At 64.6% G+C, this 12,171-nt stretch carries 12 protein-coding genes; 6 read left to right on the forward strand and 6 right to left on the reverse strand.

The genetic code is table 11. The annotated features are described in order from the left end of the window. Window positions 1-35: 35 nt before the first annotated feature. From AABD04_RS06730 to AABD04_RS06740, 3 genes are all read right to left on the reverse strand, one after another. The gene (locus AABD04_RS06730) at window positions 36-755 is read right to left on the reverse strand and encodes a hypothetical protein (protein WP_335742026.1); all 720 of its coding nucleotides are present in this window, start codon (window positions 753-755) and stop codon (window positions 36-38) included. Window positions 756-803: 48 nt separating this feature from the next. Continuing rightward, on the reverse strand, window positions 804-1,820 hold the full coding sequence (locus AABD04_RS06735) for a glutathione S-transferase family protein (RefSeq protein WP_341440609.1): 1,017 nt from the start codon (window positions 1,818-1,820) through the stop codon (window positions 804-806). An 84-nt stretch (window positions 1,821-1,904) separates the two neighbouring features. Beyond that, entirely contained in the window at window positions 1,905-2,648 is a 744-nt protein-coding gene (locus AABD04_RS06740; RefSeq protein ID WP_341440610.1) for a GNAT family N-acetyltransferase, read from the reverse strand. Window positions 2,649-2,822: 174 nt separating this feature from the next. Between AABD04_RS06740 and AABD04_RS06745 the strand changes: the two genes are divergently transcribed. From AABD04_RS06745 to AABD04_RS06755, 3 genes are all read left to right on the forward strand, one after another. Next, window positions 2,823-3,026, forward strand: a complete 204-nt coding sequence (locus AABD04_RS06745) for a cold-shock protein (protein WP_008714360.1) — start codon at window positions 2,823-2,825, stop codon at window positions 3,024-3,026. Window positions 3,027-3,324: 298 nt separating this feature from the next. After that, complete coding sequence (locus tag AABD04_RS06750; RefSeq protein WP_243610279.1) at window positions 3,325-3,915, forward strand: PadR family transcriptional regulator; 591 nt, start codon at window positions 3,325-3,327, stop codon at window positions 3,913-3,915. A 140-nt stretch (window positions 3,916-4,055) separates the two neighbouring features. Continuing rightward, window positions 4,056-5,510 (forward strand): DHA2 family efflux MFS transporter permease subunit, encoded by a 1,455-nt coding sequence (locus AABD04_RS06755; protein ID WP_341440611.1) that lies wholly within the window; start codon window positions 4,056-4,058, stop codon window positions 5,508-5,510. 61 nt (window positions 5,511-5,571) lie between these two features. On the opposite strand, the gene AABD04_RS06760 is transcribed toward AABD04_RS06755, so the two are convergent. Beyond that, a complete protein-coding gene (locus tag AABD04_RS06760; RefSeq protein ID WP_243596884.1) occupies window positions 5,572-6,717 on the reverse strand; it encodes an acyl-CoA dehydrogenase family protein in 1,146 nt (381 codons plus the stop codon). A gap of 89 nt (window positions 6,718-6,806) precedes the next feature. On the opposite strand from AABD04_RS06760, the gene AABD04_RS06765 reads away from it, so the two are divergent. Continuing rightward, a complete protein-coding gene (locus AABD04_RS06765; protein ID WP_243596885.1) occupies window positions 6,807-7,598 on the forward strand; it encodes an enoyl-CoA hydratase/isomerase family protein in 792 nt (263 codons plus the stop codon). Between the two features lie 10 nt (window positions 7,599-7,608). Further along, window positions 7,609-8,550, forward strand: a complete 942-nt coding sequence (locus AABD04_RS06770) for an adenosine deaminase (protein ID WP_243596886.1) — start codon at window positions 7,609-7,611, stop codon at window positions 8,548-8,550. A gap of 19 nt (window positions 8,551-8,569) precedes the next feature. Here AABD04_RS06770 and AABD04_RS06775 read toward each other — a convergent pair whose 3' ends face one another. Together AABD04_RS06775 and AABD04_RS06780 are read right to left on the reverse strand one after the other, a co-directional pair. Next, window positions 8,570-10,057 carry a molybdopterin-dependent oxidoreductase gene (locus AABD04_RS06775; RefSeq protein WP_341440612.1) on the reverse strand — a complete coding sequence of 496 codons (1,488 nt, stop codon included), beginning with the start codon at window positions 10,055-10,057 and terminating at the stop codon, window positions 8,570-8,572. 61 nt (window positions 10,058-10,118) lie between these two features. Further along, window positions 10,119-11,432 carry a D-arabinono-1,4-lactone oxidase gene (locus AABD04_RS06780; RefSeq protein ID WP_341440613.1) on the reverse strand — a complete coding sequence of 438 codons (1,314 nt, stop codon included), beginning with the start codon at window positions 11,430-11,432 and terminating at the stop codon, window positions 10,119-10,121. Between the two features lie 75 nt (window positions 11,433-11,507). Here AABD04_RS06780 and AABD04_RS06785 point away from each other — a divergent pair, with 75 nt between their 5' ends. Further along, on the forward strand, window positions 11,508-12,149 hold the full coding sequence (locus tag AABD04_RS06785) for a TetR/AcrR family transcriptional regulator (protein ID WP_341440614.1): 642 nt from the start codon (window positions 11,508-11,510) through the stop codon (window positions 12,147-12,149). Window positions 12,150-12,171 lie beyond the last annotated feature (22 nt).

Here is a 12,171-nt window from a genome sequence, read left to right on the forward strand (position 1 = left end):
TCAACGCAGCAGCCTCTCGAAGATTCCGGGCATTCTCATTCGTCCGGTTCGATGATGCGATTCTCCGGGAACCGGGCCGGGGGTGGACCGAACGCGTCGCGTGCGTTCTTGATGACACCCTTGCCCACTGCGCGGTTGCCCGCCCCGCCGATCGCCGCACCGATTCCGGCGGGCAGCATCTTTCCGACCAGCAGCGCACTGCGCTTGGCGAGGTATTTCGAGATGAACTTCTTCACCAGCGACTTGTTCATGCTCGTCATCGAGCCGCCCGGGATGCGGGAGGTGATCAGCGGTCCCCAGTTCTTGGCGGTCTTTCCGACTGTCCGTTGCACGATCTGCATGCCCGATTCGCCCAGTGCGACCGACAGCACCAGAGCTCGTCGTTGCTGGTGGTTCTCCACTGGAATGCCGTGCACGGACGCAACCGACAGAGTCAGCAGGGCCGAGGACTCGATGAAGAAAGCGGTTTCGGCACCCACCGCGGCGAGCGAGGCGACGGTCCCGACGCCGGGGATCGCCGCTGCGCCGCCCACGGCCGAGCCGCTGCCGGTGACCGCGAGGAGAAATCGCTTCTCCAGGCGTTCGATGATCTGGGCCGGGGTGTCGTACGGGTGTGCTCGACGCACGTGCGCGACGTACTTCTCGACGGCCGGTCCCTGCAGGCGGCTGGCGTTGTCGAGAATGTTGACCAGCGCACGTTCGAGCTTGCCTGCGCCCCCGACCTCGACCTGTGCGTCGTCCTTCTTTCCTGCCATCGATGCCTCTTTCGGTCGCGAGTGTGGTTGGCCGTTCGGCAGGGAGCGTCAGCGCACCCAGTGATCGGGCTGAACGAGCTCGTCGGGCTTCGGCGGCGGGGGAGCGGTTCCGTCGCCGAACGGCGATCCTCCCAGGGATTCGCGGCCGTGGGGTTCGAGCCACCCCGCCAGGTCCGGGCCCTTGGGCACGATTGCCGTGGGATTGATGTCGGTGTGCACCTCGTAGTAGTGCCGCTTGATGTGGTCGAAGTCGACCGTGTCGCCGAACCCGGGGGTCTGGAACAGATCGCGTGCGTAATTCCACAGCACCGGCATCTCGCTGAGCTTGCTCCGGTTGCACTTGAAGTGACCGTGGTAGACGGGATCGAAGCGAACGAGGGTGGTGAACAGCCGCACGTCGGCCTCGGTGATGTGGTCGCCGACGAGGTACCGCTGCGTGGACAGGCGTTCGACAAGCCAGTCGAGGCGGGCGAACAGCTGGTCGTAGGCCTTCTCGTACGCCTCCTGGGATCCGGCGAATCCGCAGCGGTAGACACCGTTGTTGACGTCTCGGAACACGAGGTCTGCAACCTCGTCGATCTCGCTCCGCAGTGCCTCGGGGTAGAGGTCGGGGGCACCGTCGCGGTGGTACTGCGTCCATTCGGTGGACAGGTCGAGGGTGATCTGCGGGTAGTCGTTGGTGACGACCTCGCCGCTGGGAACGTCGACGATGGCGGGCACGGTGATACCGCGTTCGTAGTCCGGGAAGCGGGCGAAGTAGGCGTCCTGCAACCTCGGGATCTGCAACACCGAGTCGACGCCGCCCGGCTCTTCCTGGAAGTTCCAACTGCGCGGGTCGTGGGTCGGCCCCGGAATGCCGAGTGACAGAACGTCTTCGAGTCCGAGCAGCCGACGAACGATGATCGAGCGATGAGCCCACGGGCAGGCTCGCGCGGCGATCAGACGATACCGTCCGGGCTCCACCGGATAGCCGTCCCGGCCGTCTGCGGTGATTCGCGTCGGGATGTAGTTGGTGTCGCGCTTGAATTCCTTGCCCGGTTCCACGTATGCGGCATCGTCGGCCATGCTTTCGAACTCCTCACATCGTTCACGTTCTGGCGCGCTGGCGCTCTTCTCGACGCTACCCAGTTCGGAGCCACCTCAACCGGGTCACGGTCCGAGCACCGCAGTGTGGCACGCGCCGATTTCGACATAGCCCAGCCGCGCGGCGAGGCGTCGAGAAGTGGTGTTCTCGGGTCGTGATCGCCACTGCGGGATCAAGCCCTCGTCGATGGCGTCGTTGGTAGCCAGGCGGCCGACCACCTGAGCGTGGCCCCGTCGGCGATGATCCGGGTCGGTCAGGACGCGCATGTCGGCCAGGATCAGCTGCTCTTCCGAGTAGCCGGCCGAGGCGAGCGAGTGCGCCGAGTCGGCCGGTCGGTCGTCACCGAGCAACGTGAACCAGTTCCGCGAGACCGGCTCTCCGAACGCCTCGGCGACGTCGGCCTCGCTGCAGTGCGCGGCGAGGTTGCGAGCGTGCGCGGCATCGTGGGAGATCAGTGGGTCGTGCACGTCGATGGAATGGCCGATGTCCGTGCCGTAAGCCAGCGTGTGAGTATCGATCTCGTAGCGCTCCGAGCGGCTGCCCAGCAGTGACGAGATCCAGTCGCGGTCGGTACCGGCCTGGCCGGCGAGAGCGCGGGAGGCTTCCACGGCCCAGGGCGGACCGACGATCGCGGTGGTCTCGGCCAGTCGCAACACGGTGATGTCCTCGGTGGCAACGACATGTTCGACGCGGTCCGCGTCGGTGTCGAGGGCCCGATCGTCCATCTGCAATCGTCGACACCAGGCCAACCGGACGATGTCGAGTTTGTGCCGATCGAATGGGCCCGCGGCGGGTAGAGGGGAATTCACCACCGAAACAGTAGCCACACGGCCGCTGGGCACCATTTCGGTTTCACCGTCCCAAAGCAATCTTTCGAACTTTTTCGCCCCCGGTGTTTCGCTCAGCGCCGATAGATGGCAGACTCACTTTTGAGATTAGAGCTTCGACGTGAAGATCTAGCTCGCTTACAGAAGGTTTACAGAATGACGCAGGGCAGTGTGAAGTGGTTCAACGGCGAAAAGGGCTTCGGCTTCATCGAGCAGGATGGTGGCGGACCGGACGTTTTCGTTCATTACTCGGAGATTCAGGGTAGCGGCTTCAAGTCGCTCGACGAGGGCCAGCGCGTGGAGTTCGAGGTGGGCCAGGGTCAGAAGGGCCCCCAGGCTACCGGCGTCCGCGCCATCTGATTCAAGCTTCGTAACCCGATTTCTCCTGGCGGAGTGACCTTCTCGAAGTAATCTCCACCAGAAACTCGGTGACAAGGCCGGATACACGGAAGAAATTCCGAGTATCCGGCCTTCGTCTGTTCGAACGGGACACCGACTACGGTCGGTGTCCTTGTACGTGCTCGATGGGGCACTGTGTGCAGTATGTCCGATTGATGCCCAGGTCAGAGCATTGTCCGGGTTGCTCTTCGGCGAACCATGGCCGTATATTCCAACTGGAATAATTCGGTGGGGATATGCAGATGTGGGGTGGGGTTCGATGCGAGGGGACGCAGTGAATCCGTTGGGGGTCTCGGTCCTCGCTCTGCTCTCGGAGGGGCCGATGCATCCCTACGAGATGTATCAGCTCCTTCTCGAGCGCAAGGAGGACCGGATCGTCAAGATTCGCCCCGGTTCGCTGTATCACGCAGTTGCTCGACTCCACGGGCGAGAGTTGATCACCGAGGTCGGAACCGACCGCGGGGGTAACCGTCCCGAGCGCACGACCTACGAGATCACGCCCGCCGGCAGGCGGGTTCTCGTCGACCGGCTGGCCGAGATCCTTCGCTCCCCGGTGCGCGAATACCCACAGTTCACCCTGGGCCTGTCCGAGATGCACAACCTCCCGGCATCCGAGGCGATCGCGTTGCTCCGTGCGCGTACCGAAGACCTGGCTCGAGAAATCGAGGAACTGTCCGGATTCCAGCGCCTGGCGCGAGAACGCAACGTATCCGAAATTTACTGGGCTGGAATCGATTACACCTACCACATGCTGGACGCTGAAGTGAAGTGGTTGACGAGCTACATCGATCGCGTCGACAGCGGCGAGCTCGAGTGGCCGCATGCCTTTCCGCACAGCACACCACCCTGACCGATCGGCACCGACCACACGACCCCGACGCCTCGGGGAACTGCCACTCGACCCCGACGCCTCGGGGAACTGCCACACGACCCCGACGCCTCGGGGAACTGCCACACGACCCCGACGCCTCGGGGAACCAGGAGAACGCAATGAACGCCGTCGAGACCGCCCCGCTGCACAACGACATCAGACCGTGGCCCGCCCTGTGGGCGCTGTGTCTCGGGTTCTTCATGATTCTGGTGGACACCACCATCGTGGCCGTCGCTCAGCCGGCGATTCTCGCCGGTCTGAACACGGACATCGACAACGTCATCTGGGTCACCAGCGCGTACCTCCTGGCCTATGCCGTTCCACTGCTGGTCACGGGTCGGATGGGGGACAAGTTCGGCCCGAAGAACCTGTACATCGCCGGCCTCGTGCTCTTCACCCTCGCGTCCGTGTGGTGTGGACTGTCGGGGTCGATCGAGATGCTCATCGCGGCGCGCGCGGTTCAGGGTCTCGGCGCGGCGATGATCACCCCGCAGACGATGGCCGTGATCACCCGTGTGTTTCCGGCGGAGAAGCGCGGAACTGCGATGGGAGCATGGGGCGCAGTCGCAGGCGTCGCGACGCTCGTCGGGCCGATTCTCGGCGGTGTTCTGGTCGACTCGCTCGGCTGGGAGTGGATCTTCTTCATCAACGTGCCGGTCGGAATTGTCGCAATTGCGTTGGCGCTGAGGTTCGTTCCGGTGTTACCGACTCACGATCACAAGTTCGATCTACTGGGAGTTGCGCTCAGTGCCATCGGGCTCTTCTGCATCGTCTTCGGCATCCAGGAGGGGCAGAAGTACGACTGGGGTACCGGCGTCTGGATCCTCATCGGAGTGGGGTTGCTCGTCTTCGCGGGGTTCGTCTACTGGCAGTCCGTGAACAAGAACGAGCCGCTGGTGCCGTTGGCACTGTTCCGCGACCGCAACTTTTCGTTGTCCAACGTCGGTATCGCAGCCATGGGCTTCGCGATGTCCGGCATGATGCTGCCGATCATGTTCTACGCCCAGAGTGTCACCGGTCTGACACCTACCCGGTCGGCGTTGCTGTTCGTGCCGATGGCGCTGCTCACCGGAATCCTCGCGCCCAATGTCGGCAAGCTCGTCGACAAGACGCATCCCCGCTACATCGCCGGCTCCGGATTATTCATCCTCGCGGCCGCGCTGCTGTGGTTCGCGTACGAGATGACGCCCACCACCGCAATCTGGAAGCTGCTGCTCCCGGTCGCGGCGATGGGCGTGGCAAACGCGTTGATCTGGTCACCGCTGGCCGCCACGGCAACCCGCAATCTGCCGATGAGTCAGGCGGGTGCCGGCTCGGGCATCTACAACACCACCCGCATGATCGGCTCGGTTCTCGGTAGCGCCGGCATCGGCGCGCTCATTCAATCGAGGCTGGCCGTAGAGCTGCCGGCCGGTGGATCTGCGTCGGGCGCAAACGAATTCGCCGGTCGTGTGCCGGAGATGCTGCGCGACGGATTCACCACCGCCATGGCGCAGTCGCTGATCCTGCCCGCCGTCGTGCTGATCGTCGGCATGATCGCGGTCTGCTTCTACGCCCGGCCCGCGTTCAAGTAGTCCATGTGAGCGGAACTTCGTAGCCCACTACGAAGTTCCGCTCACATGCGGCGAAGCCGCTCTACAGCCCCAGATCCCGGCCGATCAGTTCCTTCATGATCTCGTTCGATCCGGCCCAGATCTTGGTCACGCGAGCGTCTTTCCAGGCGCGGGCGGCGCGGTATTCGTTCATGAATCCGTAGCCGCCGTGCAGCTGGACGCAGTGGTCGAGGATCTCGTTCTGTACCTGCGAGCTCCACCACTTCGCCTTGGCTGCGTCGATGGCCGTCAGTTCACCGATGCCGTGGGCGGCAATGCAGTTGTCGATGTATGCCTGTGCCACATCGAGTTTCGTGACGAGCTCGGCGAGCAGGAACTTGTTCCACTGCAGCGAGCCGATCTGCTGCCCGAATGCCTTGCGGTCCTTGGCGTACTGCAGCGTCTCCTCGAGAATGGGGCGGACGTGTCCGAGGTTGGCCACCGAGCAGCTGATGCGTTCCTGGGGGAGCAGCTGCATCATGTGGATGAAGCCGCCGTCGAATTCGCCGATCATGTTCGAGCTCGGAACGCGTACGTTCTCGAAGAACAGCTCGGCCGTGTCGGATTCGGGCTGGCCGACCTTGTCCAGCTTGCGGCCACGGGAGAATCCTTCGGTGCCGTTCTCGACGGCGAAGAGCGTGATGCCCTTGGCCTTCTTCTCCGGCGTCGTGCGAGTGGCGACGATGACGAGGTCGGCGGAGTTGCCGTTGGTGATGAAGGTTTTGGAGCCGTTGATGATGAAATCGTCGCCGTCCTTGACTGCGGTGGTCTTCAGGGCAGCCAGGTCCGAGCCGCCGGACGGCTCGGTCATCGCGATCGCGGTGAGGATCTCGCCGCTGCAGAACCCGGGCAGCCAGCGCTTCTTCTGCTCCTCGGTGGTGAGCTTGACCAGGTAGGGCGCGACGATATCGACGTGAATACCGAAGCACGACGCCACCGCGGCACTCGAGCGGGCGAGTTCCTCGGCGAGGACGGCGTTGAATCGGTAATCCTCGGCTCCGCTGCCGCCGTATTCCTCGGGTACTTCGAGGCCGAGGAACCCGTTGCGTCCGGCTTCGAGCCAGATGTCGCGGTCGATGTATCGCTGTTCGACGAGCTTCTCCTCGACCGGCGTGATGGTGCGGGTGACGAACTCGCGTACCGATGCGCGGAAGTCCTCGTGGTCGGACTCGAACAGGCTGCGCTTCATCTAGGTGTTCCTCTCGGTAACGTTCACTCTCCTGCGCACAATACTCGGTGGTAACAAGGTCCCCGGACGGGTGTGGCACTATGCGAACCATGGCTGACGCACCCACTTCGCTCGTTCGATCGACCACTGCGGCAGGCGCGGAGGTCGCCGTGCTCACCTTCGATCACGGTCCGCTCAATCTCTTCGATCAGGCCATGTTCGACGCGGTGGCCGCGAACGTTGCCGATCTCGTCGCGCGACCGCCTCGTGCGGTGCTGCTCCGCGCCGAGGGCAAGGTGAACTCGGCAGGCGTCGACGTGCATGTCTTCGAGGGCCTGTCCGCCGCGCAAGGTGCCGATCTGTGGCGTGGACTGTTCGCGCAGATTGCCCATCCACTCGAGGCGTTGCCCTGCCCGGTGATCTATGCCGCACACGGGTTGACGCTCACCGCGGCGTTCGAGATCTCGTTGGCCTGCGACATCATTCTCGCCGGTCCCAAGGCCAAGTTCGGTCTGGTCGAGACCGTCGTCGGTCTGACGCCGTCGATGGGTGGGCCGCAGCGTCTGGCCGAGCGGGCCGGTTCGGGTCGGGCTCGCGAGCTCGTCATGACCGGAGATCTGTACGACGCACAGACGTTGAAGGAGTGGGGCGTGGTCAACCAGATCCACGACGATGTCGACGCCGCGGCGCTCGCGCTGACGCATCGACTGGCCGACGGCCCCACCGTCGCGCATTCGGCAACGAAACAGATTGTGGCAGCGTGGCGTTCGGGTGGCGTTGCGCACGCCGACGAGATCACCTCGGAGGTCTCCGGCGCGTTGTTCGAGACCGAGGATCTGCGGGGTGCGGTGAAGAGCTTCCTCGAGGTCGGTCCGGGGAAAGCGACGTACACGGGCAAGTAGAATCGAGCGAGTGAGTACTGATCAGCTGGCCGAACTGCACCTGCACATCGAAGGGTCGCTAGAGCCTCCGCTGATTTTCGAGCTCGCGGAGCGTAACGCATTGTCGTTGCCGTACAACGATATCGACGAACTGCGCGCGAAGTACGAGTTCACCGACCTGCAATCCTTCCTCGATCTGTACTACGCCAACATGGCCGTGTTGCAGACCGCCGAGGATTTCGCAGATCTGGCTCGGGCCTACTTCCGCCGCACCGCTCAGGCCGGGGTCACGCACGCGGAGATCTTCTTCGACCCGCAGGCGCACACCGAGCGCGGTGTCTCCCTCGAGGCCGTCGTCGAGGGACTGGCCGACGCGTGCGCGACCAGTGAGCGCGAATTCGGTGTCACCAGTGGCTTGATCGCATCGATCCTGCGTGACAAGCCGGTGCTGCACGCCAATCAACTGCTCGACGACCTGTTGGCGATGCAGGCTCCGATCATCGGGCTCGGTCTCGATTCCGCCGAGGTCGGGTACCCGCCGTCGTTGTTCGTCGATGTGTTCGCCAAGGCGCGCGCCGAGGGTCTGCACGTCGTCGCCCACGCCGGTGAGGAAGGCCCGCCCGACTACATCTGGCAGGCACTGGACCTGCTGAAGGTCGAGCGCATCGATCACGGGGTGCGGTGCCTGGAAGACGAGGCATTGGTGAATCGCCTTGTGGAGGAACAGATCCCGCTCACCGTCTGCCCACTGTCCAACGTTCGGCTCAAGGTGATCGACAACGTCGAGCAGCTGCCGTTGCGGCAGATGCTCGAGCGCGGCCTGTCGGTGTCGATCAATTCCGATGATCCCGCCTACTTCGGCGGCTACGTCGACGACAACTTCTCTGCCCTCGAAGCGGGGATGGGCCTCACCGCGGCCGAGCGACAGCAGTTGGCCGAGAACTCGATACGCGCGAGCTTCGTGACTGTCTAGATCAGCGCGACCGTCTAGATCAGTTCGCCGTCACCGAGATTTTCGGGTAGCCGGTGGCACCGTCGGGAACGGTGTCGGCGGTCTTGTTGGTCTGCAGTTCTCCGGCGGAGTTGGTGGCCCGGGCACGGATCGCGTGCTGCCCGGCAGGCAGGTCCAGCTCGACTGTCCACTGCCGCCAGGTGTCCTTGGAGTACTCCTCCGAGAGCGTGGCCGGCACCCAATTGCCCTCGTCCACTTGCACTTCCACGCCGTCGATGCCGGTGTGCTGATCCCAGGCGACGCCCGCGATCACCGTCCGACCGGCCGGCGTGGAGCTGCCCGAACGCGGGGTGTCGATCCGCGAGGCCGTCTTGATCGGTCCGAGAGCGCCCCAGCCACGATCGGTCCAGTACGCCGTCGCGCGGTCGAATCGGGTGATCTCGATGTCGGTGACCCATTTGGTCGCCGAGACGTATCCGTACAGACCGGGGACGACGAGCCGCGCCGGGTAGCCGTGCTCGACGGGGAGCGGCGCGCCGTTCATGCCGACTGCGAGCAGGGCGTCGCGGCCGTCGAGCAGTACCTCGAGGGGAGTGCCCGCGGTGAAGGCGTCGCTGCTCGACGACAGCGCCATGTCGGCGTCCGGTGAAATGCCTGCTTCTTCGAGAATGTCCTTGAGCGGGTAGCCGATCCACGTTGCGTTGCCCACGAGGTCCCCGCCGACGATGTTGGACACGCAGGTCAGGGTGACCGTTTTCTCGACTGCCTGGCGCTCGGCGAGGTCGGCGAACGTCAGCTCGATCTCGCGGTCCACCATGCCGTGGATCCGCAACGACCACGTATCCGACGCCACCCGCGGCACGACCAGCGCGGTGTCGATGCGGTAGAAATTCTCGTTCGGGGTGATGTACGGCGCGAGGCCGTCGATCTGCAGGTCTGCCCCGGCCGGTATCGGGGGTTGCGGAGTGGGCGTCGGAAGCATGAAGCCGAGTCGATCCGCGGTGACTGCGCGCGCCGAGGTCAGCATTCGTCCGGCTGTTCCGGCCACGACGCCGAGTACCGCGGCACCGGCAGCGAGGGTCAGGAAGCTGCGTCGGTTCATGCCCTCGGTCGCAGGTGCCGCGGCACCGATGAGGGCGTGCAGCACGACGATGCCCACGATGACACCGCCGATGGTCGGGACTGCGTACAGGGCCGTCGCGTCCGGTCGGGTCACTGCGGCGAGTACACCCACAGCGCCCAGGGCGGCGAACACGACTGCACCGATCGGCTTGCGGGCGATTCCTGCTGCCGCGGCGATGGCTCCGATCACCACCGCCATGCCGACGAACAGGGCGAGCTTGTCGGACGTGCCGAACGTATCGATGGCCCATTCGCGGATCGGGGCAGGACTGTAGTCGACTGCCGAGGATCCGACGGCCGTCAGCGGTGACGAGTTGGATCCGATGGGGACGGCGATCAATTCACCGACACCGAGGACGACTCCGGCGGCGACGATGCCGGACAGCGCGCGTTTTCCTGTGCTCACTCGCTCCAATGTAAGCGAAACGGTCGTGCGCGGTATTTCGTAGCAGTCTACGAACTACCGCTCACGACAGCAGACGCTCGAGGTACTCGCTGCCGAACAACTTTCCCGGGTCCATCGAGTCGCGGATGCGCACGAAGTTGTCGAAGTGTTCGTAGGTATCGCGCAGCTCGTCGCCGCCGAGGGAGTGCAGTTTGCCCCAGTGCGGCCGGCCGCCGACGCTGCGACAAATGGCTTCGACGGCGTCGAAGTACTCGCGGTGATCGCGGCGGTGGTACTGGTGGACAGCGATGTAGGCCGTCGGGCGTCCGTACGCGGTGGACAGCCAGATGTCGTCGGCCGCGGCGAACCGGACCTCCACGGGGAACGCGATCGAGATGGCAGATCGCTCGAGCCAGCGATCGACCTCGCCCAGCACCCAGCCGATGTCGGCGACCGGTACCGCGTATTCCATCTCGACGAACCGGACGGTGCGGGAGGACGCGAACACCCGGTACGAGCGGTCGGTGTACTCGCGGGCCGACAGTGCCTGGGCAGAGACCGCGTTGAGGCGAGGAATCAGGGCCGGCACTCGCGTCACCAGGCGGTTGAGCCCCTCGAAGACCGTGTTGGACAGTAGTTCATCGTCGAGGTACGAGCGCACCTTTCCCAGCGGGCGCAGCACGGCGTCGCCCGGCAGGCGGGTGTTGTGTTTGGTCAGCACTCGGTCGGTATGTGGAAACCAGTAGAACTCGAAGTGGTCGACGGCAGCGACGGTGACATCGAGCTCGGCGAGCGTTGCCGTCAGCGTCGACGGTTTCTCGACGGCCCGTAGAGCGAACGCCGGAACGCACTCGAGCGTGACTCGGGTGATGACGCCGAGCGCACCGATACTGACACGGGCCGCGTCGAACAGTTCGGTGTTCTCCTCGCGAGAGCACTGAACGAGTTCGCCGTCCGCGGTCATCAGCTCCAGCGCATGCACCTGGGTCGCGATGCCTCCGAAACGGGCCCCGGTTCCGTGGGTACCCGTGGAGATGGCTCCGGCGACGGATTGTTCGTCGATGTCGCCGAGGTTGGTCATGGCCAGGCCGAGGTCCCACAGCTGGGCGGTCAGCTCGCGCAGCCGGGTGCCGGCGAGCACCGTCACCTGGGCGGAACCGTCGTCGTTACGGACGACCGATTCGATCCCACGCAACGAATCCAGGCTGATCTGCACGCCGTCGGTGACGGCGATCGGGGTAAAGGAATGACCGGCCCCGACGCATCGCACCGTACGAGATCGCTCGACGGCACCCGCCAGCACGATGCGCAGTTCGTCGGCCGACGTCGGCTCGGCGCGGTCCGACGGGAACGCGTGTTGATTGCCCGCCCAGTTCTGCCACGACCGCTCGATCATCGAATCACTATCCCGCAGCGCGCTCCCCTGGGGCAATCCAAGGCACAGAACTCGCCCGCACCCTAGTATCGGGTCATGCAATCGAGGCTGCCCGCGGATGTGCGACGCGCACAACTGGTGCAGTCGGCCATCGACGTTGCCGAGCGGGTGGGCATCGAGTCCCTGACCGTGCGTGCACTCTCGGAGCACGCCGACGTCACCAAGGGCATCGTGCAGTACTACTTCGAGACCAAGCAGGATCTGGTGATCGCGATGGGGGAGCACCTCATCGTCGACGTCACCGAGATTCTGCATGCCGCGTTGAACAGTGCCGTGGGCACGCGAGAACTCCCGGGTGTCCGTGGTCTGCGAGAACTGGTGCACGGCGGTCTGAGCGCGGTGTGGTTGCTGATCGAGAAGTCACCGGACCGACAGTTGCTCGCCTACGAGATCAAGACCTACCTGCTGCGCCATCGGGCGCTCGGATCGGCCACGGCCGCCGAGATCGCCAGTGGGCAGTATCGAATTCGCGACTCCGAGGCGCGGGTGTTCTTCGAGCAATGTTCCGCCCATACCGGAACGCGATGGCTGGAGCCGGTGGCGTCGATCGCGCGCTTCGGCATGGCGACCCTCGACGGTCTGGTGCTGCGGTGGTTGGTCGACGGCGACGATCTCGAAGTGCTGGCGCAGATCGACGACCTGTCGGGCCTGATCGCGAGCAAGGCCGTCGATCGCTGAAGGACCGGCCTCGCCGATGCTC

Origin of the sequence: Rhodococcoides navarretei (assembly GCF_038069675.1) — a bacterium.
Classification (GTDB): domain Bacteria; phylum Actinomycetota; class Actinomycetes; order Mycobacteriales; family Mycobacteriaceae; genus Rhodococcoides; species Rhodococcoides navarretei.